The organism is Rathayibacter sp. VKM Ac-2801 (assembly GCF_009834245.1).
In the GTDB taxonomy this organism is placed as follows: Bacteria; Actinomycetota; Actinomycetes; order Actinomycetales; family Microbacteriaceae; genus Rathayibacter.
In genome coordinates, this window is record NZ_CP047183.1 from 1,759,784 (window position 1) to 1,781,636 (window position 21,853).

Here is a 21,853-nt window from a genome sequence, read left to right on the forward strand (position 1 = left end):
GTCGCTCCGGACGGCCGGAGGGGCGGGCCGGGGATGCCCCCGACCCGCCCCTCCGGCGGAGCACGCGACCTCAGCAGGCCTTGGACGCGCGGTAGGTGTTGCGTCCGGCGGCCACGAACAGCGCGTCGAGGACCCGGGCCTTGCCCGGCGCGACGGAGTAGCAGCTGCCGTCGAAGTCGGCGATGATGTCGGCCTTGCGCTCGACCGTGCTCGACCCGCAGTTGCGGAAGACGAGAGCGCGCTGGCGCAGGACGCCCTCGGGTCCGAGGGTGGCACCGGTGGCCACCTCCTGGGCTCCGCACGCGTAGTTCGAGGCGTTCACGTACTGTCCGTTCGCGACCTCGGCCGCGGAGGCGGGCGTCGCGACGGCGACGACGCCGACGGAGGCGATGGCGCCCGTGAGGGCGAGGGTGGCAAGAGTTCGTCGAAGAGTCATGATCGTTTCTCCTTCTGCTTCTCGGTCCCTTCACGCTGGCACCGGTCCGCGGACGAGCGCGAGGAACCTGGGAGCCTTCACACCGGGGGCCCAGACCGGTGCGGGGAAGTGCTCCGGAACGGGGCGAAAGAGTCGGAAGCGGCGGGGCGGGCGATCAGGAACGGGCCCGGCAGCGGTGGGGCGGCGTCGCGATCGACCGCCGATGCGGTCGCCGGACCGCCGACCGTTCCGCCCCGGCGTCGTCGACCCTCCGTCGTCCCGCGACTGGCGCGCATCGACGGATCGTCCGGCCCGTCCTCGGGCTAGCGTTGTGAGCACACCCCGCCGACCCGGACCGCTCCGCCGACCTCGTCGGCCCGCGGCCCCTGCACGAGGAGCTCCCGTGTCCCCCGACGATCCAGCAGGACCCCCCTCCCGAGCTCCCGGCCTCCGGCGGCGCACCGTCGTCGGCGGCGCCCTCACGGGTGCTCTCGCCCTGGGGGCGGCGGCGTTCCCGGCGGTCTCCGCCGCAGCCTCCCCCGTGCCCGGCCTGCCCGGGGAGAAGACCCGCACGATCAACGTGAGGACGAAGAACCGGGGCGTGCTCTACGACGTCCTGACCATCTCGATCGCGGGCGACCTCGCCCGGGTCTTCGTGCCGCAGACGGTGAAGCCGCGGCAGGCGGCAGCGGTCCCGGTGATCTGGTTCATCCACTCCGCACAGGCCGACCACACCTCGCTGTCCAGTGTGTTCAAGTACCCGGCCGAGCTCGCCGTCGAGCGGGGCGCCATCGCGATCTGCCAGACCCTCGGCGGCACGATCTGGACCAACGACACCGCGCAGAAGCACCAGCGGAACGGCTACGCCTACCTCTCCGGCCAGTTCCCGATCGCCGCGAGCTACCTCTGGGCGATGTCGGCCGGCGGCGCGCTCGCGTGCGAGGACTACGGCGCCCGGGTCTTCCCCGGCATCAACGGCGTCTACCTGGTCAACGGCGTCTACGACCTCCGCGACACCCACGACCGCACGGCGCGGGGACGCTTCTCGATCGGCGGCGCCTTCGGCGGCAGCACCGCTCAGATCGACTCCCACAACCCGAAGCGGCTGCCCGCCTCCGGCTGGGCGGGCGCGAACATCCGCGCGGTGGTCTCCGACACGGCTCACCCCGACCCGAGCGTGCCGCCCGCTCTGCACGGGCTCGCCCTCGTGGCGAAGGCGACGCCCACGGCCCGGGAGGCGACTGTCCGGACGCACGCGCTCGGTCACAACGCGCCGTCGTGGGTGAACCAGGACGGCATCGACGCGATCTTCCGCTGGCACGCCGGGCTGGCCGCCGCACCGGCGCCGTCCGCGACGCCCGCACCCACCAGGACGCCGGTCGTCCGCCCGTCCACCGCGGGCCGCTGGGACTTCGATCAGGCGGACGCCCCGTTCGTGCAGGGGCCGGGGTCCCCGTTCCGACCCCGCTGAGCGGTCCGGAGGCGACCGCGTCCCTCAGGGAGCGCTGAGCACCACCGGCGAGCGCCGCGGCGTTCGACGCCGAGCGCTCGTCTGCCGCGCGACCGGGGCTGCATCCCCTCCGCGGCGCTCCTCGGCGCCCTCTTCCGGACAGGTCCGCTAGAGGACATTGTCAGCGGCGGGACGGCCGTGTCACGGTTCGAGGACGGCCGATGAGGGCCGTCCCGATCGAAGGCAGCACATGCGCTCCAGCACCGTCCCTCGTCCGCCCGCCGTCGAGGACGGCACGACGCCGCCGCGGGATCCAGGGGCGGCGCGACGGCTCCGGCGGGGCCTGCTCGGGCTGACCGCGACCGTCGCGCTCCTCGTCGGCGCCGCCGTTCCTCTCGCGGCGGTCGCCGCTGCGTCCGCTCCGGTCCTCGGGGTGGCGGCCTGGGGAAGCAGCGCCGACGGGAGGACCACGGTGCCGGCCGGGGTCGAGAACGTCCTCTCCCTCGCCGCGGGCCGGACCCACAGCCTCGCCGCGAACGGCGACGGCGGGGTCGTCGCCTGGGGCCGCGGATCGTACGGGCAGACCAGCGTCCCCGACGGGCTCACGGGGGTCGTCGCGGTGTCCGCCGGCGACTACAGCAGCCACGCCCTGAAGAGCGACGGGACTGTCGTCTCCTGGGGGTACGACGGCGACGGGCAGGTCTCGAGGAGCGCCGCGCTGACCGGGATCGTCGCGATCTCGTCGTCCCGGGACAACAGCCTCGCGCTCGGAGGCGACGGCACCGTGACCGCGTGGGGCAGCAACGGGCTGGGCGAGGGCCTGGTCCCGGCCGGGCTCGGAGGCGTCACGGCCATCGCCGCGGGACAGCGCCACAGCCTCGCCGTGTCCAGCGGGAGGGTGGTCGCCTGGGGCTGGGACCTCTACGGGCAGACCGACGTCCCCGCGGGACTGGAGGGCGTGGTGGCCGTCGCCGCGGGAGAGACCCACAGCCTCGCGCTGAAGGAGGACGGCACCGTCGTCGCCTGGGGTGCGAGCTCCGACTCGGTCGTCGTCGACTACGGCCAGACCACGGTGCCGGCCGGGCTGTCCGGAGTCGTGGCGATCGCCGCCGCGTCCGACTACAGCCTCGCGCTGAAGGGCGACGGCACGGTCGTGGGCTGGGGACGGAGCTCGGCCGGGCAGCTGCAGTTCCCCGCCGGCCTCGCCGGCACGACCGCTCTCGCGGCCGGGCCCGATCACGTCCTCGCCCGGGGGCCGCGTCCCGTTCTGACGGCGGACGCTCCCCCCGCGTCCGGATCGCTCGGTGCCGCCGCGTCGTACACCTTCGCGGCCGACAACCCGGCCTCGTTCGCGGTCGCCTCCGGCTCCCTCCCCGACGGCCTGACCCTCAGCGCGTCCGGCCTGCTCACCGGCACGCCGACGACCAAGGGGACGTCCACCTTCGCCGTCTCCGCCCGGAACCCCTTCGGCGCCACCGTCGGGGCCTCGCACACGTTCGCCGTGTCGGAGACGACGGTCGCGCCGACGCTGACGGGCGACCCGCCCGCCGCGACGGTGGGCGCCCCGTACGACTTCGACTACAGCGTGACGGGCACCCCCGCGCCGACGGTCTCGCTCGTCTCCGGCCGGCTCCCCGCCGGCCTGAGTCTCGGTGATCGAGGCGGACTGACCGGGACGCCCACCACAGCCGGCCGCTCCACCTTCACCCTGCGGGCCTCGAGCGCCGCCGGGAGCGCGGAGACCACCAGCACCGTGGTCGTCTCCCCCGCCGCCGCTGCACCGGCGATCTCGGGCACTCCCGGAGCGGGCGTCGTCGGCACCCCCTACGACTTCGGCTACACCGTCTCGGGCTTCCCCGTGCCGTCGGTGGCCGTCTCCGCCGGTGCGCTCCCGCCCGGCCTCACCCTCACCCCGGCCGGGCGCCTGTCCGGGACTCCGTCCACGCCGGGCACCTTCATGTTCACGCTGGCAGCCCGTACCGACACCGCCGGCGCCGAGACCACCAGCACCGTCACGGTCACGGCGCCGACGGGCGCGCCGACCCTCTCCGGGACGGTCGCGGCGGGCGTCGTCGGCTCGGCCTACGACTTCCACTACGCGGTGAGCGGCACGCCCGCTCCGTCGGTCTCCCTGGTCTCCGGCGCCCTGCCCGCCGGACTCACCCTCGACGCGACCGGGCGCCTCTCCGGGACGCCGACCACGGCCGGGACCACCACCTTCAGCATCCAGGCCGCGAACTCGGTGGGCACGGCGCGGGCGACGAGCACGCTGACGGTCTCGCCGAAGCAGGTCGCGACGAAGGCCGATCTGCGCGTCGACCTCTCCGCGCCGGCCTCGGCGGTGAAGGGGAGGACTCTTACCTACACCCTCATCACGACGAACGCCGGTCGGGCCGCCTCGGCGTCGGTCTTCTCGCAGGTCGTCCTGCCCGCGGGCGTGCAGTTCGTGTCGGCGACCGGCTCGTACACCAGGGTCGGGAACGTCGTGGTGTTCCAGCGAGCCGGCCTGGCGGACGGGCGGACCGTGTCGGAGAAGATCACGGTGAGGGCGACCGTCTCGGGCACGGCGACCGCGCTGGCGGCGGCGTTCTCGACGAAGACCCCCGACCCGTCCGTCCGCAGCAACGCGGACACGGCGAGCACGACGATCCGCTGACCGCGGGAGCGCGACGGTGGGCGGTCCCTCGAGGCCCGCCCGCCGTTCAGGGCGCCGGGAGCGTCGAGGTCCGGAGCGCCCGCGCCCCGTCCCCGGCCGCTAGCCGGCCTGCGGGCGGTAGTAGCGGACGACCGGGAGGGGGGCCGTCTGCGCCTCGCGCACGACGATCTCGAGGCGCTGGATCAGCGCCGGGACGGTCGGCGTGGTCTCGACCCGGCACTCGATCTCCCCGTCGCGGCCCGGCAGGAGGAAGGCCGCCTGAGCCGCGGAGGCGCTCCAGAGCAGCCGCTCGCGCAGCGGCCGCGCGGTCGGGTCCTCGGCGAGTCCGCCGATCTCGGCGATCGCCGCGGCGAGGCGGCGGGCGCGCACGTCGGCCGGCACGTCGCTCAGCAGGTTGGGGCTGAACAGGGCTCCGCTGCCCGGCTCCCCCGCCCGGGTGAGGTCGCCGGCGACGATCGCGGCCTCGACGGCGGCGGCCGCGGCGAGGGTCGACGGGAGGAGCGTGATGGTCCGCGCAGGCGGAGCGGTGTCCTCGAGGGCCGCGCGGAGCAGTCCCGTCGCGGCGGCGGCGAGCTTCGCCCCGTTCGCGGTCGCGAAGACCACGGCCCCCAGGCCCGACTCGAGGTGCCAGCGCATGTTCGAGGACCAGCCCGGCAGGCCGCCGGAGTGATGGGCGATCCCGCCGAAGCGGACGTCGTGCTCGACGACGAGGCCGAACCCGTAGGCGGACCCGTCGAGCGTGCTCTCGACGGCGCGAGGGCTCAGCGCGGGAACCGGCGTCCAGCCGTGCTGCATCTCGCGACGGGAGGCGCGGCTCAGCACCGCGTCGTCGTCCGCGCCGTCCGCGCCCTCGAACGCGGAGGAGAGCCAGCCGCTCCAGCGGGCGATGTCGCCGACGGTGCTGAACATGCTCGCTGCGCAGGCACCCGCTCCGGTGCCGGTGACGGGGCGGGGCTCCCAGGTCGCTCCGTCGTCGAAGGTGCTGAAGCCGCGCGCCAGGTCGGTGCCGTCGGGGTAGTCGGCGCTGTCGTAGCGGGTGTCGCGGAGACCGAGCGGCTCGAGGATCGTGTGCGACGCGAAGGAGGGGAAGTCCTCTCCGGTCACGTTCTCAACGAGCACGCCCAGCAGCCAGAAGCCGATGTTGGAGTACTGGTAGACCTCACCCGGACGCTCCGTGAAGGCCAGCCCGCGGCCGACGACCTCGAGGAACTCCTCCCGCGTCAGCGCCATGACGTCGTCGGCCCAGCCGTTGTCCTCCGGGAGCCCCGAGCAGTTGCTGAGGAGCATCCGGATCGTCACGGGCAGCGTCCGGCCCGCGGAGTCGACCGGGTCGGCGAACTCCGGCACGTGGTCGGCGATCCGGTCGTCGAGGTGGAGCAGCCCGCGGTCGCGCAGGATCAGCACCGCCGCCGCCTCGAAGCTCTTCGACATCGAGGCGATGCGGTGCACGGTCCCGGGTCCGGGAGCGGCGCCGTCGAGGCGGTGCTCGCCGAGGCCGTGGTGGACGAGCAGCCCGGTGCGGTCGAACAGGGCCCAGCTCAGCGAGGGGGCCGGCGGCGCCTCCTCGTCGAACCACCGGGCCAGCCGGTCCTGAAGCGGCGGGGAGAGGAGCGTCGGCCGAGGAAGCGTCATGCCCTCATCCTCCCGCACGCGGCACCGACCCCTCCGGCCGGGCGGCCTGCCTGAGACCCGAGCCCTCGAGAGCTCGCGATCCTGTGCGGAGGGGCCTGCGAGCCGGACGAGGAACTTCTCAGGTCCTCTTGCGTATCGCGGGCGCGGGAACCTAGATTCGTCGAACCGGTTCGAAGCACTGTTGCTCCGACCCCGGACCGACGCCCGCCGTCGTCCGGCCGGCTGTCCCCACAGAAAGTGACCAGCGTGACAACGATGTCCTCCCCGAGGCGGGGTACCCGCTCCCTCGCCCTCGCGCTGAGTGCCGCGACACTCGCCGCCCTCGCCGTCGCTCTCCCGAGCGCCGAGTCCGCCTCCGCGGCCGACACCTCCGTCCCCGCCGACGCGCTCATCCTCCAGTACGACTTCGAGCAGGGGCAGGTGTCCGGCTCCACGGTCGCCGACCTCTCGTCCAAGAAGCTCGACGGCACCGTCGTCAACAGCGCGAGAGCGGCCTACGTCGCGGGTCGGAAGGCCGGCACGACGGCGATCGACCTTCCCGGAGGCGCGGCCGACTCGACCTCGGCGCCCTACCTGACCGTGCCGAACGGGCTCTTCCAGGGCGTGACGCAGACCACCGTCTCCGCCTGGACGACGTGGTCCGGCACCGGAGGCTTCCAGTGGCTCTGGTGCCTGGGCATCAGCCCCGACGCCGCGTCGGCCTTCGCTCCGTCGTTCGACGGCGGCAGCGCCCGCGCGATCATCAAGCAGCTGAAGGACGGCGGCGAGACCGGCGTCTCCAGCTCGTCGCCGCTGCAGAAGGACCAGTGGGTCAACGTCACCGCGACGATGGACGGCACGACCGTGACCCTGTACCTCAACGGTCTGCAGGTCGGGACGGCCCCTGCCTCCGTCGACCTCGCGAAGCAGCTCTACTCCGCCTCCGCCTCGAAGAGCGGCAACATCGGCCGGGCGCTCTGGGACGTGCACCCCTACTTCGACGGAGCGATCGACGACTTCCGCGTCTACGACCGCGCCCTGACCGCCGCTCAGGTCCGCGGTCTGGCGGGCGACGCCGCGCCCGCCGTCACCGGCGTGCTCTCCACGAGCGTCGCGGTCACCACCGGCATCGGCGTCGCGCCGGCGCTGCCGGGGGTCCCCGCCACCTACTCCGACGGCGTGGACCGCGACGCCCCGGTCACCTGGGAGAGCGTCCCCGCCTCCGCCTACGCGACCCGCGGCACCTTCACCGTGAAGGGCACCGTCACCGGCCTCGGCACCGCGGTCACGGCGACCGTCACGGTACGCGCCCTCGACGAGATGACCATCGACCTCGGCACGAGCACCGGGGAGTTCATGGGCGGCGCGTCCGGCACCCTCTACGGGGTCTACGGCGAGGGCCTGCCCTCCGACAACCTCCTCGAGGGGATCGACCTGCGCACGGTCTCGACCAAGGCGCAGGACGGGCCGCAGCACCCGGGCGCCGACGCGCTCAGCGTCGCGAAGGCCGTCGCCGACACCTCGGACGGCGACACCTACATCTACATGACCGACATCTACCGCGGCTTCCCCTACGAGTGGCCGGGCAGCACGCCCCAGGAGAAGCTGGCCGACTACCAGGCGAAGATCGCCACGCAGGTCGACCAGGTGCTCGCGCTCCCCGAGGAGTACCAGGACAACATCGTGTTCGTGCCTTTCAACGAGCCCGAGGGCAACATGTTCGGCAACGGGACGTGGAGCTACGACGGGAAGAGCTGGCTGGAGGACCCGACCGCGTTCTTCGCGGCCTGGGACAGCACGTACGCGCTGATCCGCGACAGGATGCCCGATGCGCGCATCGCGGGACCGAACACCAGCGTCCTCTACGACCAGGTCCGCGGATTCATGACCCACACGCTCGAGCAGAACACCGTCCCCGACGTGATGACCTGGCACGAGCTGAGCGCTCCGGGCGAGATCCGCACCAACGTCGACCGCTTCCGGGCCTGGGAGGACGAGCTGTACGCGGGCACGTCCTACGCCGGGAAGCACCTGCCGGTGAACCTCAACGAGTACGCCTTCAACTACCACACCTCCGTGCCCGGCCAGATGGTCCAGTGGATCAGCGCGCTCGAGGACAAGAAGGTCGACGGCGACATCGCCTACTGGAACATCGACGGCAACCTCTCCGACTCCGCGGTGCAGGCCAACCGCGCCAACGGCCAGTGGTGGCTCCTGAACGCCTACGCCTCGATGACCGGCGACACCGTCGCGGTCACCCCGCCCAAGCCCGGCCAGAGCTACACCCTCCAGGGCGTCGCCACCCTCGACACCGAGGCCGCGCAGGCGAGAGCCCTCTTCGGAGGCGTCGGCGGCTCGCAGAAGGTCGCGTTCGAGCGCGTTCCGGCCGCCGTCTTCGGCTCGAAGGTCCACGTGGAGGTGAGTGAGATCCGCTGGACCGGCCAGGTCGGCGACTCGGGAGCCCCGCAGACGGTGAAGGAGTTCGACGCGTCCGTGGTGAACGGCGGGCTCTCGCTCGACTTCGGCGGCTCCCTCCCCGCGCTCGACGTCGACTCGGCCTACGAGGTCGTCCTGACCCCGGGCGCGAACGCGTCGTCGCCGTCCGCCTCGCCCGTCGACTTCCGCCAGAAGTACGAGGCCGAGGACGCCCGCTACACCGGATCGCGGAACCTCAACGGACCCGAGGGCTCACCGACCAACGTCGGCGGCTTCTACACCTCGGGTGGACGCAACGTGGGCGGGATCCGCACCGGCGGCGACCTGAAGCTGGACTTCGCGGTCACCGTCCCTCAGGGCGGCGAGTACGACCTCAGCGTGTTCGCCAACTCCCTCAACACCTATGCCGCCAACGCCCAGCAGGGTCCGATCAACGCCTTCCTGAGCGTCGACGGAGCCGCGGAGCAGGAGATCCTGCTTCCGCTGGCCTACAAGTTCGTGGTCTGGGACCACGCGGACACGAAGGTGACGCTGACCGCCGGCACCCACACGATCTCGCTCGCCGCGAAGAACCTCGCCGGCACGAAGTCCACCGTGGGTGACGCGATCGTCGACAAGATCGAGCTCTCCCTCCCCAGCGCGGCCGCCGCGACCTCGATCCACGAGGCCGAGACCGGCACGCTCGACAACGGAGCGACGGCCGACTACTCCCGCACCGGCGTCTCCGGCTCGGGCACGGCGGAGCTCGCCACCGGCGCCTCCACCACCGTCTGGGGCTACTCCGCGAAGGACGCACCGTCCTCCGTGACGGTGGACACCCTGGGCGGCGGCACCGGCGACCTCGTCGTCAACGACGTGAAGGTCGGGCCGGTGGGCGCGAGCTCGACCCGTCAGGTCTTCCTCTCGGGCGGCGTGAACAAGATCGAGGTCGTCGGCACGAGCGGCACCCTCCTCGTCGACCGGATCGTCATCGGAGCGAGCGCGAACCCGCCCGGGACGACGAGCTACGAGGCGGAGGCGGCCACCATCACCGGCCCCGCCACGGTCCGCGACCTGTCCTTCGCCTCGGGAGGCAAGGCAGTCGGGAGCATCGGCGGCGGACGCGACGGCGACTCGACCCTGACCTTCGGCGACGTGAGGGCCGAGCAGGACGGGACCTATGCGCTCACGCTGCGCTACTCCAACGAGGAGCAGTCCCCCGCGACGCACTACAACCCCGATCCGCTCGCCCGCCACGCGGACATCACGGTCAACGGAGTGACGCAGCGCGTCCTCTTCCCGCACACGTTCCACCAGAACCAGCTGTGGGACCTGAGCGTGCCGGTCACGCTCAGGAAGGGCTCGAACACCATCGCGATCACCTCGAAGGAGCTCCCGGGCTTCGACGGGACGACCTACCTCTCCGACACGTTCCCCGGCGTCCTGCTCACCTCGCAGTATGCGCCGAACATCGACAGGATCTCGGTCACGCCCTTCGTCGGGCGGACCGCGGGCCTGACGGTGACCGGCACGGCGGCCTCGCGCTGCACGGCGGGGAAGGTCACGATCACCGGGACGGCGACCAACACCAGCGCGGTCGCCGCTGACGTCACGATCAGCTCGGCCTGGGGCACGAAGACCTTCACCGGGGTCGCCCCCGGCAGGACGGTGTCGGCCGCGTTCAGCACCCGCGCGGCGAGCGTCGGAGCCGGCGCTCTCGACGTGCGGATCGCAGGGACGGTCGACGGCGATGCGGCGAGCGGATCCGCGACGCCGGCCTACAGCGCAGGGCGCTGCGGCTGATCCCGTCCAGAGCGCAGCCGACGCGGCCGGGCACCTCGTGCGCCCGGCCACGTCGGCGCCCGAGTTGCGTGCGCCGCGCGGCACTGCCACTCTCGACACGGTTCGAGCGGGGGTGGAGATGGCCACGATCGGAGACGTCGCGAAAGCGGCAGGGGTCTCGCGCAGCACGGTGTCGTACGTCCTCTCCGGCAAGCGCAGCATCTCCCCCGAGACGCGCAAGCGGATCGAGGACGCGATCGCCGAGCTCGACTTCACGGTCAACGCCGGAGCACGAGCGCTCGCCACGCGCCGCACCATGGCGCTGGGCCTGCTCGTCCACTTCGATCCGGACGAGTTCGCGCCCGCGATGGTCGAGTACGTGCTCCCCATCACGGCCCGCGCCCGCGAGCTCGGCTACGACGTGCTGCTGGCCACCGAGGCCGACGGGGCCGCCGCCGTCCGCCGGCTCACGCGCTCCGGCCAGGTCGACGGACTGATCCTCCTGAGCGTCGCGGACGACGACGACCGGCTGCCGGTCCTGCGCGCGTCGCAGCGGCCCGGTGCCGCCCTCGGCGTGCCCGCGGACGCCTCCGGGGTGGACGTCTTCGACCTCGACTTCGGCGACGCGGCCCGCCTGCTGATCGAGCACCTGGGTGACCTCGGGCATCGGAGCGTCGGTCTCCTCACCCCTCCCGAGCGCGTCTTCGACCGCGGAGGGACCTACGGGCTCCGGTTCCGGGAGTCGGCTCTCGAGACCGCCGACCGGCTCGGGATCGAGCTGGTGCTGCGCCCGGCCGCCACCGCCGCCGACGCCGTCGAGCCGATGGTCTCGGCGTTCCTCGACGACCACCCCGGCCTCACGGCGCTGGTCGTCCACAGCGACCGCACGATCGCGATGCTCCCCGCGATCCTCGGCCGACGCGCTGTCGCCGTGCCCGAGCAGCTGTCCGTCGTGAGCCTGTACTCGGCCGAGTTCGCCCGCGACTTCTCGCTCCCCTACAGCTACGTCGAGACGGGTGCCGCCGAGCTCGGCGCGCACCTGGTCGACACGCTCGTCGAGCGGATCGAGCAGCCGTCCTTCGGCGAGGAGCCGTCGATCCGCCTCCTGCCCGCGCGTCTCGTCGACCGCGGGAGCGCCCGGGCGGTCTGAGGACCGGCCGACGAGTCCGAGGCCCGCTCGGAGGCGCCTGAGGCCCGGTCAGAAGCGCGAGGCGACCTCGTAGAGGACCTCGTCGTCGCCCGCGTAGACCCCGCCGCGCCGCGGCCAGTGCGCGATCACGTCCGTGAAGCCGAGCTCCTCCGCGCGGCCGGCCATGTCCTCGAAGCGGGCGACGCTCTCGAGGGAGTAGTCGCTCCCGGAGTCGAGCGAGAGGTGGCGCTCGACGGTCCGCGGGTCGCGCCCGGCCGCCTCGAGCGCTGTGTCGAGCCGCCGGGAGAGGGTCGCCACCGCCCGCCACCACTCCTCGCTCGACACCCCGTCCGGGCCGGTGGTGACCCAGCCCTGCCCGCGCTCCGCGACGAGCGCGAGGCCCTTCGGCCCGTTCGCGGCGAGGACGAACGGGACGCGGGGTCGCTGCGCGGGCTCGCCCACCATGCGCGCCGAGCGAGCGGTGAACCACTCCCCCTCGACGTCCACGCCGCCCGAGCCGGGCTCCTCGAAGCGCAGGAGCGCGTCGAGGGCCGAGACGAACTCGGCGAAGCGCTCGTGCCGCTGCCGGGGCGAGTACTCGGGCTGCCCCAGCACGCGCGCGTCGAAGCCGGTGCCGCCCGAGCCGACCCCGAGGATCGTCCGACCGCCCGAGATCTCGTCCAGGGTCGCGATCTCCTTGGCGAACGGCACCGGGTGACGGAAGTTCGGGGAGGCGACGAATGTGCCCAGGCGGAGCGTGCCGGTCACCATCGCGGCAGCGGTGAGGGTGGGGACGGTGGCGTGCCACGGCTCGTCGGCGAGGGAGCGCCAGGAGAGGTGGTCGTAGGTCCACGCGTGGTCGAAGCCCAGGCCCTCGGCCGACTGCCACTTCCGGCGGGCCTCGGCCCACGGGTCCTGCGGGAGGATGACGATGCCGTGTCGCATCGTCCGAGTGTACGAGCGCCGTCGGGTCGGAGCGCGGCGGGCGGCACCGGGGGCGGGTCGGGCACCTCGTCCACGACCGAGCGCGGGACCATCAGGGTCGGCATCCGCGCGCGCAGGCGCAGCGGCTCCCGCTCCGCAAGGCCGAGCAGCTCGCGGGCGGCGCTGCTCACCTGCCGGGCCGGCGCCGGGTGCACGGCACCCGCCCGGGCCTGTCCGGTCGCGGCTACTCTCGGGGCGTGATCACGACGACGGAGCGGGTGGACGACTGGATCGAGGGCTGGTGCCGCGCGCGCGGCGTGCAGCGCGTCCGCGACGACGGGGCCTGGCTGGTCGAGGTCGGAGCGGAGTCGCGCAGGAGGGAGCGGATCCTGGTCGATCCGTCGCCCTCCGTGCTGCAGCGGGGCGCCGAGCGGACGGCCGGGCCCGAGGAGTGGCTGACGGTCGTGGGCGAGGGCGACGACGCCCGCCTCGCTCCCCTGGCAGGGCTCGAGCTCGTCGCGGGCGACGAGAGCCTGATGGCGGCGCTCCTCGGCCCGGGCCGCACCGTCGAGGGCGCCGTGCTCGAGGCCGCGGACGCAGTGGCGAGCGTCCGGCTGCTGGTCGACGGGGTCGTCGCCGCCCGCGGCAGCGCCGCCGTGCACGGGACGGTCGCGGTCCTGGACCGGATCGAGACCGACGCGCGGTTCCGCCGACGCGGGCTGGGACGGCAGGTCGTCGACGCCCTCACCGCCTGGGGCCGGGCCGAAGGTGCACGGAGCGGTCTGCTCGTCGCGAGCACCGACGGCCGCGCCCTCTACCTCGCCCTCGGCTGGGAGGTGGTCGCGCCGGTGCGCATCTGGCGCGGAGTCGCGCTCTGAGATCTGGGACAGGGCGGCTCCGTCATCGGAGGGAAGTCCTCGCCGATCGTCTCTCCGGACATGCACGTCCACGTGATTCCGGCCCGGATCCGGCGCCTTTTTGAGAGAAAGGCGCCGGACTTCCCGGCTCCGGAGAAAGGCGGCCGAGAACGACGCGACGATCGCGATCCGGCCACGGAAGCGGCGATGGCCGCCCAGTGCAATCACCCCCGGAAGAGGGAGCCGCGATATCGATCACGCGGCTCTGTCCGATAAGCGGATCAGCCGCTTCCCAGACTCGTGTCACCGCCCCCGGGTCATCAGCCGAGAGCGCCCTTCTCGGCCGAGTAGAGCTGCTTCACCTGCTCCGCGGTCAGCGCCCGGTCCCACACCCGCAACCGGGCGAGGGAGCCGGCGAAGCGGTTGATCATCGTGCCGTCCCGGCCGACAGCTCCGACCACGAAGTCGCCCGGAGCCGCGTTGAGGCCGTCGGGGTAGACATACGGGTTCTTGGCGTAGGTCGCGCCGAGCTTGTCGGTGTAGACCGGGTATGCGGTGGCGGAGCCGTCGAGGTAGGAGACAGCGACACCGCCGTCGTACGTCCCGACGTGCAGCTGCCACACCCCGCGCGTGATCCGGCGGGGCTCCACCGAGTAGTCGCGCGAGTACGGGTAGCCGGGCGTCGGCCCGCCGAGCTTCGAGACGTGCATGCACACGCGCTCCCAGCCGCCGTACTCGGGGAGGTTGTTGAACAGCGCGTAGGAGCGCAGCGGCCCGACCGTCGACTCCTCCCAGACGCCCGCGATGCAGGCGCCGTCCGGGTCGGAGTTGAGCACCCAGGCGGCGATCGTCACCTGGCCGGTCGAGGCGCCCAGGTTGAGGGGGCCGACCTCGCCCTTGGGCACGAGGAGGTGATCGGTCGTCCCGTTCAGGGCGACACCGGTGCCGAACGGCGTGGCGACGGCACGGGCGGAGGAGCCGGCACCCTGCTGCAGCGCCGGAGCGCCCGCGACGGCCGAGGCGAAGGGGGCGGCGCTCTCGGCGAAGGACCACTCTGCGATCGGCGAGGGCACGGTGACCGCGGGGACCGGAGCGGCGTCGCCGACGACGAACGCGTCGAGGATCAGGTTGGTGCCGCTCGAGGCCGGGTTGCGCCCGCTCCCGCGGCGGATCGTCACCGTGTGCGGCCCGGCCGCGAGCTGTCCGCTGCTCCAGACCGTCTGCTTCGACCGCGTCGCGGCGCTGTAGCGGTCGACGGACGCGACCTTCGCGCCGTCGAGCTCGACGTCGTTGGTGCCGGACGAGCCGGTGAGGCGGCTGATCCAGCTCACGCTGGTACCCGTGAAGGCGAGGGTGGCGGAGGCGCCCGCCGTGGTCGAGTACGCGATGCTGCCGCCGCTGTCCGTGCTCGCCTTCAGCGTCGACCAGGTGCCGGTCGTGACGATCGGGGCGGCGCCGTTCTCGTAGGTGCCCGCACCGGGGAGCGTCGTCGCCGGCGGAGGCGTCGCGTCCCCGACCACGAAGGAGTCGAGCAGCAGGTTGCTTCCCGTCGAGGCCGGGTTGCGGCTGCTCCCCCGGCGGATCGTCAGCGTGTGCGGTCCCGCGGTGAGCTGTCCGCTGCTCCACACGGTCTGCTTCGAGCGGGTGGCCGCGCTGTAGCGGTCGACGGACGCGACCTTCACTCCGTCGAGCTCGACGTCGTTGATCCCGGAGGACGACGTGAGGCGGCTGACCCAGGCGATGCTCGTGCCGGTGAAGGCGAGCGTCGCGGAGGCGCCGGAGCTGGTGGAGTAGGCGATGCTCCCGCCGCTGTCCGCCGTGGCCTTCAGCGTCGTCCAGGTGCCGGTGGTGACGATCTGCGCGGCGCCGTTCTCGTAGGTGCCCGCGCCGGGCAGCGTGGACACGGGCGGGGTCTCGGGCGCGGGCTCCGTCTGCGGCACGGGGCCCTCGACGATCCAGCGCTGGAAGGTGTCGATCATCTCCCTGTTGGTGAAGCTCGGGACCTTGTGGCCGTCGGCGCCCTCCCCCGGGTGGGTGCGGATCGTCGCCTCCTTCGCCAGGGGCAGGGCCGCGGCGTGCAGAGCGGCGCCGTGCAGGGCGAGCGGAACCATGACGTCGTCGGGCGATCCGGTGATCCTCAGCCGTGCGCCGCGCCACACCGACGCGGGCAGTCGCGCGGGATTGGTGGCGATGATCGCCGCGGCGTCCGCGTACTCGGGGCCGATCTTGTCCGGCTCGCTCGCCGCCCGCTCCTCCATGTCGTAGGAGCTGCTGCAGAGGTACGCGCCCCGGATGTTCGGCACCATCCGCTTCCCGTAGGCCCAGGCCAGGAGCGGTCCGCCCCCGGAATCGGAGCGCAGGAGGCTCGCGTCGATCCGCCACACCGACGAGGCCCAGGCGGCGATCGCGGCCTGGATCTCGATCGCTCGCGGGCTCGACCAGATGCTGCCGCCGTAGGTCGGGCAGATGCTGACGATGCCGCGGTCGACGGCGAGGTCGGCGGAGTAGGCGAAGGCGCTCGAGAGCGCCGTGTGGGTGCCGTTGCGGGCGTGGTAGTACCAGAGCATCGACGCGCCCCTGGTCTGCGACGGAGGCGTCGCGTGCGGCACGAACAGCCGCGCCCGGTCCCCCGCGACGACGACGTCGATGATCTTGTAGCGCTTCCCGCCCGTCTTCGACGTAGCGGTGGACAGGCGCGAGACCTCGCCGGGCAGCCGGGGCACCGCAGTGAGGTCGCCGGCTGCGAGGGCCGGAGTCGCGAAGGCGAGGGCGCCCGCGCCGGCGACGGATCCGGCGAGGATCGTGCGGCGCGTAAGGGCGGAGAGAGCCTTGACGCCGGTGCGGGAGTCGGAGCGGGAGGAGTCGCCGGAATCGCCGACGGCAGTGTCCTGGGGAGTCACGAAAGAGAACGCCTTTCCGATCGTCACCGTTAGAGGTACACGAATCGAAAGAGGAGGAGAAGGCGTTCAGCGAACGAGCGGCAGTGCTCGCGCGACCTATTCGGATCACTTTCTCCTCGAAGAGAACGGGGAAGCCGGATCAGGCTAACAGAGGATAGGAGAAGCGATTCGATATTTCTTTCAGCCGGTTCATCTTCTGGAAGTGAATGCGTGAGGAATCACTTCTTCCGTCGTTTATCGTCCCTTTTCCGGGGACACCGCTCCTGCCGGACACCACCGTCTGGCAGGATGCCCCCGTGTCGGAGGCGGGTCGGCTGCAGCGGGGCGGCGCCCTCCCCGTGCTCCTCGTGTTCCTCCGCCTCGGGCTGACCTCGTTCGGCGGGCCGATCGCGCACCTCGGCTACTTCCGCGAGGAGTTCGTGGTGCGCCGCGGCTGGCTGACCGATCGCGAGTACGCCGACCTCGTGGCGCTGTGCCAGTTCCTCCCCGGACCCGCGTCCAGCCAGGTCGGGATGGCGGTCGGCCTGCAGCGCGCGGGACTCCCGGGACTCGTCGCCGCGTGGTGCGGATTCACGCTCCCCTCGGCGATCGCCCTGGTCCTCGTCGCCGGTCTCGTCGCAGGAGCGGGCGACGTCGCCTCCGCCGGCTGGCTCCTCGGCCTGCAGGCGGCGGCGGCCGCTGTCGTCGCGCAGGCCGTGCTCGGGATGGCGCGCTCACTCGCGCCGGACCGCCGCCGCGCGACGATCGCCGGCGCGGCGGCCGTCGCCGTGCTCCTCGCCCCGGAGCCCTCGCTGCAGGTGGCGGTGATCGCGGCGGCGGGCGTGGCCGGCGTCCTGTGGCTGCGTCACGAGGAGGCGGCTCCGGACGACGGCTCGGGCTTCGCGGTCCGGATCCCGACGGCGCTCGCGGTCTCGGCCCTCGCCCTCTGGGGACTCCTCCTGGCCGGCCTCCCCCTCCTCGCCGCGCTCACCGGCGACGGAGCGGCGGGTCTCGCCTCCGTCTTCTACCGCGCGGGCGCTCTGGTGTTCGGGGGCGGTCACGTCGTGCTGCCTCTGCTGGAGGCGCAGACGGTCGGCGCCGGCACGGTCGGCCAGAGCGAGTTCCTGGCCGGCTACGGGGCGGCGCAGGCGGTCCCCGGCCCGCTCTTCACCTTCTCGGCGTTCCTCGGCGCGGTGGGCGCGGGGACGCCGGACGGAGTCGCGGGGGCGGCGATCGCTCTGGTCGCGATCTTCCTGCCGGGCGCTCTGCTCGTGGTCGGCGTGCTCCCGTTCTGGCAGCGGCTGCGGCACCTGCCGGTCGCGCAGCGGGCGCTGGCCGGCGTGAACGCCGGAGTGGTGGGACTGCTCGGCGCCGCCCTCTACGACCCGGTGCTGACCGAGGGCATCGGATCGACCGGTGCTCTGGCGCTCGCGATCGGCGCCTTCGTGGCGCTGACGCGCTGGAACGTGCCCCCGTGGATCGTCGTCCTCGCCACCGCGGGCCTCGGCGCTCTGCTTCTCTGACTCCCTCCGGGGGCGACGATCCGGAGCGGCTCCTGGCAGGCTGGAGGCATGAGGGCTCGGGGGACGACAGCGGCAGTGGCGATGACGGCAGCGGCGGGACTCCTGCTGCTGGGCGGGTGCACGGCCGACGAAGCGGCCGAGGCGGGCGCCACGGCATCCGCACCCGCCTCGCGGACGCCGAAACCCGCCATCACCGACCTGATCACTCCGAGCCCGACTCCCTCCGCTCCGCCGACCGCCGAGCCGGTCGGCACCGTGGTCGACGCGGGTCCGGTCGGCGAGGGAGTCCCCGCCACCGTCTCGGGCACCGGCCCGGCCGACGTGTCGTTCCAGCGGCAGGGAGAGTTCGCGGTCGTGCTGAGCCTGGACTGCTCGGCCTGCACCGGCACGGCGATCGTCACCGCGGCGGGCCGGATGTCGCCCTTCGGCGAGGCCGCCGCTCCGATGACCGGGTCGTTCCTGACCGGGATCTTCCGCGACGACCCCGTCGAGCAGCAGGTGATCGTCCGGGCGGACGGACCGTGGACGCTCGGCCTCCAGAGCTGGAACGACCTCGCGACGGTGAGCGGGACGCAGTCTGGCACCGGCCCGGCCGTCCTCTTCTTCTCCGACGACGTCCCGCGCGTGACGGTCGACTACACGCCCGCGGGACCGGACGACTCGTTCTCCGGACGCGTGTTCACGACCTCCGATCAGCCGCAGCTGTTCGGAGACTCCGACGCCTTCTCCGAGGTGTTCGAGGCCGACCTCCCCGGCGTGATGGCCATCCAGACCGACGGGAGCTGGACGGTCGCCCCGACGCCCTGACTCCGGGTCAGGACGCGCCGGCACCGGAATCAGCGAACGGGCGCCCCGTCGGCCCAGACCCGCTGCACGCGGAGCGATGCGTCGAGCAGGACGACGTCGGCGCGATGCCCGGGCGCCAGCAGGCCGAGGTCGCTCCGGCCGAGCACCCGGGCGGGAGTGGCGGTGAGCGCGACGACGGACGTCTCCAGCCCGAGCCGACCGGCACCGACCGCTCGGCGCAGCGCCTGGTCCTGAGTCAGCGTGGATCCGGCGAGCACATCGGTGCCCGACAGCCGTGCGACTCCTCCGCGCACCTCGACGTCGAGCGGGCCGAGGCGGTGCACGCCGTCGCCCGCCCCCGCCGCCGCCATCGCGTCGGTGACGAGCGCGATCCGCCCGGGAGCCGCCGCGAACGCGAGCCGCACCACCTCGACGTCCACGTGCCGGCCGTCGAGGATCAGCTCGAGCACGACCCGCTCGTCGCCGAGGGCCACCGGGATCGGGCCCGGCGAGCGGTGGCCGATCCCGGGCATGGCGTTGAACGCGTGCGTGACCAGCCGTGCCCCGCGGTCGAACGCGGCCCGCGCCTGGTCGGCGTCCGCCTCGGTGTGGCCCACGGCGACCACCGTGCCGGCGCCCGCGAGCCGCTCCACCGCGGCGAGCGCACCCGGCAGCTCGGGCGCGAGCGTGATCTGCGCGAGCCGTCCGCGGGCGGCGTCCAGCAGTCGGTCGACCGCGTCCGAGGAGGGGTGCACGAGAGCCGCGGGGTCGTGTGCTCCCCTGCGCGAGGGCGCGAGGAACGGGCCCTCCAGATGCGCGCCGAGCACGAGCGGGTCGACGGCCGCGAGGGTCGAGACGGCGTCCAGCGAGGTCTCCAGCCGCTCCAGCGGCGCCGAGACCAGGCTGACCAGGGAGCGCGTGGTGCCGCGGGAGCGGTGCAGCGCGAGGCCCGCGCGGATCGCCTCCGCTCCCCCGTCGAAGCCGTGACCGCCGCCGCCGTGCACGTGGAGGTCGATGAAGCCCGGGACAGCGGTCAGGCCCCGCGCGTCGTGCAGCTCCGCCCCCTCCGCGTGCGCGCGCCAGCCGGAGCCGGTGCCGGTCACCGTGATCGCACCGCCCAGCGCGAGGAGCCAGTGGTCCTCCACCGTCCCGGCCGCGTCGACCTTCCGTGCACTGTGGATGATGAGCGCGGCGTGCGCCATGCGGTCGTCTCCTGGGGTGTCGGTTCGGGATCGGCGGGGACTCCGCGCCCCTCCCGACGATCGCACAGCCCCCGTCGGTCGAGCCGGTCCGACACCGGTCACTGCGCCACCCCGAGCGGATTCCACGCCTCCGCGTCACGAAGAGCGGCCTCGCGCGTCTCCTCTGCATGCCCACCCTGGACACCCGAGCCCCCGTCTCCCGCCCCGCCGCCTCCCGCCGGCCTCTCGACGTCGTCGCCATTGCAGCGGCCGCCCTCGTCAACGAGCGCTACCTCGATCGGCGCTTCACCGTCCCCCGCCTCGCCGCCGAGCTGCGGATGCCCGCCCTGCTGCTGCGGCTGCGGTTCCGCCGCTGCTACGGGCTCGGCCTCGACGAGCACCTCGCCCTCCGCCGCCTCGAGCTGGCCGCCGTCCTGATGGCGAGCACCCCCGTGGCGCTCGGCGGCCTCGACCGCATCGCCCGGGGCTCCGGCTACCGCGGCACCGCCGAGCTGGACCGCGACCACCGGAGGCACCATCGGTCCTCCGCGCTGGCCGCCTGGTTCCGAGCCGCCCCGCGTCCCGAGCGCGAGCCCCGGCCCGGCACCCCGCCCGAGGAGGAGCTGCTCGGCGCAGCGCCGGGCGCAGCGACGCCGGCCCCCCTCGGCAGCGTCCGCTCGGCACCGGTCACCCCGCTGAGGCGCCGCGCCTGAGCCCGGCCGCGGAACGGTACAGTGCCACGATGCGCACCTCCGGAACCCGCCGATGACGGCCGTCCGCTACGTCGCGATCGGCGACTCCTTCACGGAGGGCGTCGGCGACGAGAGGCCGGACGGCACCCCGCGCGGCTGGGCCGACCTGACCGCTGCGGGATGGGCGGCGGCCACGGGCGAGCGGATCGAGTACGCCAATCTCGCGATCCGGGGTCGGCTCATCGCACCGATCCTCGCCGAGCAGCTCGAGCCCGCGCTCGCCCTGGGCCCGACCCACCTCTCCTTCAACGGAGGCGGCAACGACATGCTGCGCCCGCGGGCCGACATCGAGCGCATCGCCGACGCGTACCTCCGCGTCCTCGAGCGCTGCGACGAGCAGGGCGTCGTGCTGATCGCCCTGGCCGGCGCCGACCCGTCGCCGCGGCTCCCGCTCGGCTCGCTCATCCGCCGCCGCGGCGACGCGCTGACCGACGCCGTCCTGCGCCGGACGAGCCACCGCACCGACGTGGTGGTCGCCGACAACTGGCACGACCCCGCGTTCGCCGACCCGGCGCTGTGGTCGGAGGACCGCCTGCACCTCGGCCCGCGGGGGCACCGGCGGGTGGCCGACCGGGTCCTGCGGGCGCTCGGGCTCACCCCGCCCGCCGCGCTCCCCGACGCTCCCGTGGCCGCGCTCCGGTGCGGCGGAACCGTGCAGTACTACCGGCAGCACGTCGCGCCGTGGGTGCAGCGCAGGCTCACCGGCACGTCCTCGGGAGACGGCCGCGCCGCGAAGTACGCCGGATTCGTGCCGATCGACCCGGTCTGACGCCACCGGCGGGGAGGCGGGGCCGGCCGGGTCGCAGTCTCCCCTGATCCGTCAGCGCCGAGCGCCGCTGACGGCTCGACGGCGTCGAGCGCTCAGTGCCAGCCGTACCGCGCCGAGAGCACCCGGGCGACGGCGTCGTACCGGGCGCGCTCCAGAGCGGCTCCTTCCCGGCGCATCCCCGCGGGATGCACCCGGAACACGCGCTCCGGGTCGACCCAGCTGGGACGCCCGTGCGGGTCCCAGCCGCCGGTGCCGACGGCCAGGTAGTCGGAGTGCTCCTTCGAGCTCAGCCGCACGGCGAGCACCGTGCCCGACTTCTCGACCGCGAGCACGAGCACCGGGCGGTCCTTGCCGCGGCCGTCGTCCTCCTCGTAGGGCACCCAGGTCCAGACGACCTCTCCCGGGTCCGGGTCGCCGTCGGGCGTGGGCGCGTAGCCCGGACGGACCCCGCGGAGCCGCGTCGGGTCGACCTCGACGGTGCGTCCCACTCCGCTCGCGCCCGGCGTCGGCGCCGTCGTGCTCAGGTACGGGCGCTGCGGGCGGGGCCCGGCGTCCGGCCGCGGGGCGACCGCGCGGCCGAGGAGTCGGAGGAGCAGGGACACGACCGAGCGCGAGGAGGGCACTCCGGAACCCTAGCCCGGATCCGCGGCCGCCCGCCCGCGGGGGCGCGCCCAGCGGTCCGCCGTCCCGGACGCGCCGACGGGGTGCCGGCTCCGGAGAGCCG

At 73.7% G+C, this 21,853-nt stretch carries 15 protein-coding genes; 9 read left to right on the forward strand and 6 right to left on the reverse strand.

Going from position 1 to position 21,853, the window contains the following annotated elements; translation table 11 throughout:
- Positions 1 to 70: 70 nt before the first annotated feature.
- On the reverse strand, positions 71 to 436 hold the full coding sequence (locus GSU45_RS08115; RefSeq protein WP_159914122.1) for a hypothetical protein: 366 nt from the start codon (positions 434 to 436) through the stop codon (positions 71 to 73).
- A 382-nt stretch (positions 437 to 818) separates the two neighbouring features.
- Between GSU45_RS08115 and GSU45_RS08120 the strand changes: the two genes are divergently transcribed.
- Both GSU45_RS08120 and GSU45_RS08125 read left to right on the forward strand, forming a co-directional pair.
- The gene (locus GSU45_RS08120) at positions 819 to 1,886 is read left to right on the forward strand and encodes a hypothetical protein (RefSeq protein WP_159914124.1); all 1,068 of its coding nucleotides are present in this window, start codon (positions 819 to 821) and stop codon (positions 1,884 to 1,886) included.
- Between the two features lie 229 nt (positions 1,887 to 2,115).
- Positions 2,116 to 4,521 (forward strand): putative Ig domain-containing protein, encoded by a 2,406-nt coding sequence (locus GSU45_RS08125; RefSeq protein ID WP_159914126.1) that lies wholly within the window; start codon positions 2,116 to 2,118, stop codon positions 4,519 to 4,521.
- 99 nt (positions 4,522 to 4,620) lie between these two features.
- Here the strand turns inward: GSU45_RS08125 and GSU45_RS08130 are convergent, their stop codons facing one another.
- On the reverse strand, positions 4,621 to 6,153 hold the full coding sequence (locus GSU45_RS08130) for a serine hydrolase domain-containing protein (protein WP_159914128.1): 1,533 nt from the start codon (positions 6,151 to 6,153) through the stop codon (positions 4,621 to 4,623).
- A 255-nt stretch (positions 6,154 to 6,408) separates the two neighbouring features.
- Between GSU45_RS08130 and GSU45_RS08135 the strand changes: the two genes are divergently transcribed.
- Together GSU45_RS08135 and GSU45_RS08140 are read left to right on the forward strand one after the other, a co-directional pair.
- Positions 6,409 to 10,350 carry a LamG-like jellyroll fold domain-containing protein gene (locus GSU45_RS08135; RefSeq protein ID WP_159914130.1) on the forward strand — a complete coding sequence of 1,314 codons (3,942 nt, stop codon included), beginning with the start codon at positions 6,409 to 6,411 and terminating at the stop codon, positions 10,348 to 10,350.
- Between the two features lie 118 nt (positions 10,351 to 10,468).
- Positions 10,469 to 11,479 (forward strand): LacI family DNA-binding transcriptional regulator, encoded by a 1,011-nt coding sequence (locus GSU45_RS08140; RefSeq protein ID WP_159914132.1) that lies wholly within the window; start codon positions 10,469 to 10,471, stop codon positions 11,477 to 11,479.
- 48 nt (positions 11,480 to 11,527) lie between these two features.
- Here the strand turns inward: GSU45_RS08140 and GSU45_RS08145 are convergent, their stop codons facing one another.
- On the reverse strand, positions 11,528 to 12,403 hold the full coding sequence (locus tag GSU45_RS08145) for an LLM class flavin-dependent oxidoreductase (protein ID WP_159914134.1): 876 nt from the start codon (positions 12,401 to 12,403) through the stop codon (positions 11,528 to 11,530).
- Positions 12,404 to 12,639: 236 nt separating this feature from the next.
- Between GSU45_RS08145 and GSU45_RS17120 the strand changes: the two genes are divergently transcribed.
- Positions 12,640 to 13,260, forward strand: coding sequence for a GNAT family N-acetyltransferase (locus GSU45_RS17120; RefSeq protein WP_208543513.1), 621 nt, complete (start codon positions 12,640 to 12,642; stop codon positions 13,258 to 13,260).
- Positions 13,261 to 13,559: 299 nt separating this feature from the next.
- Here the strand turns inward: GSU45_RS17120 and GSU45_RS08155 are convergent, their stop codons facing one another.
- Complete coding sequence (locus tag GSU45_RS08155; RefSeq protein WP_159914136.1) at positions 13,560 to 16,139, reverse strand: LamG-like jellyroll fold domain-containing protein; 2,580 nt, start codon at positions 16,137 to 16,139, stop codon at positions 13,560 to 13,562.
- A gap of 296 nt (positions 16,140 to 16,435) precedes the next feature.
- Between GSU45_RS08155 and chrA the strand changes: the two genes are divergently transcribed.
- Together chrA and GSU45_RS08165 are read left to right on the forward strand one after the other, a co-directional pair.
- Positions 16,436 to 17,641 (forward strand): chromate efflux transporter, encoded by a 1,206-nt coding sequence (gene chrA, locus GSU45_RS08160; RefSeq protein WP_244248262.1) that lies wholly within the window; start codon positions 16,436 to 16,438, stop codon positions 17,639 to 17,641.
- Positions 17,642 to 17,689: 48 nt separating this feature from the next.
- Positions 17,690 to 18,448, forward strand: a complete 759-nt coding sequence (locus tag GSU45_RS08165) for a hypothetical protein (RefSeq protein WP_159914140.1) — start codon at positions 17,690 to 17,692, stop codon at positions 18,446 to 18,448.
- Positions 18,449 to 18,477: 29 nt separating this feature from the next.
- Here the strand turns inward: GSU45_RS08165 and GSU45_RS08170 are convergent, their stop codons facing one another.
- Positions 18,478 to 19,629, reverse strand: coding sequence for an amidohydrolase family protein (locus GSU45_RS08170; protein ID WP_159914142.1), 1,152 nt, complete (start codon positions 19,627 to 19,629; stop codon positions 18,478 to 18,480).
- A 167-nt stretch (positions 19,630 to 19,796) separates the two neighbouring features.
- Between GSU45_RS08170 and GSU45_RS08175 the strand changes: the two genes are divergently transcribed.
- Positions 19,797 to 20,321 (forward strand): hypothetical protein, encoded by a 525-nt coding sequence (locus tag GSU45_RS08175; protein ID WP_159914144.1) that lies wholly within the window; start codon positions 19,797 to 19,799, stop codon positions 20,319 to 20,321.
- Between the two features lie 52 nt (positions 20,322 to 20,373).
- Positions 20,374 to 21,129, forward strand: coding sequence for an SGNH/GDSL hydrolase family protein (locus GSU45_RS08180; protein ID WP_159914146.1), 756 nt, complete (start codon positions 20,374 to 20,376; stop codon positions 21,127 to 21,129).
- 92 nt (positions 21,130 to 21,221) lie between these two features.
- Here GSU45_RS08180 and GSU45_RS08185 read toward each other — a convergent pair whose 3' ends face one another.
- The gene (locus tag GSU45_RS08185; RefSeq protein ID WP_208543514.1) at positions 21,222 to 21,752 is read right to left on the reverse strand and encodes a type II toxin-antitoxin system PemK/MazF family toxin; all 531 of its coding nucleotides are present in this window, start codon (positions 21,750 to 21,752) and stop codon (positions 21,222 to 21,224) included.
- Positions 21,753 to 21,853: the final 101 nt, after the last annotated feature.

Excerpts from the sequence above, each read along its gene's own strand:
- GSU45_RS08180 (WP_159914146.1), top strand. The coding sequence starts at position 20,374 with ATGACGGCCGTCCGCTACGTCGCGATCGGCGACTCCTTCACGGAGGGC.
- GSU45_RS08170 (WP_159914142.1), bottom strand. The coding sequence starts at position 19,629 with ATGGCGCACGCCGCGCTCATCATCCACAGTGCACGGAAGGTCGACGCG.
- GSU45_RS08115 (WP_159914122.1), bottom strand. The coding sequence starts at position 436 with ATGACTCTTCGACGAACTCTTGCCACCCTCGCCCTCACGGGCGCCATC.
- GSU45_RS08165 (WP_159914140.1), top strand. The coding sequence starts at position 17,690 with ATGAGGGCTCGGGGGACGACAGCGGCAGTGGCGATGACGGCAGCGGCG.
- GSU45_RS08140 (WP_159914132.1), top strand. The coding sequence starts at position 10,469 with ATGGCCACGATCGGAGACGTCGCGAAAGCGGCAGGGGTCTCGCGCAGC.
- GSU45_RS08175 (WP_159914144.1), top strand. The coding sequence starts at position 19,797 with ATGCCCACCCTGGACACCCGAGCCCCCGTCTCCCGCCCCGCCGCCTCC.
- GSU45_RS08145 (WP_159914134.1), bottom strand. The coding sequence starts at position 12,403 with ATGCGACACGGCATCGTCATCCTCCCGCAGGACCCGTGGGCCGAGGCC.
- GSU45_RS08125 (WP_159914126.1), top strand. The coding sequence starts at position 2,116 with ATGCGCTCCAGCACCGTCCCTCGTCCGCCCGCCGTCGAGGACGGCACG.
- GSU45_RS08135 (WP_159914130.1), top strand. The coding sequence starts at position 6,409 with ATGTCCTCCCCGAGGCGGGGTACCCGCTCCCTCGCCCTCGCGCTGAGT.
- GSU45_RS08130 (WP_159914128.1), bottom strand. The coding sequence starts at position 6,153 with ATGACGCTTCCTCGGCCGACGCTCCTCTCCCCGCCGCTTCAGGACCGG.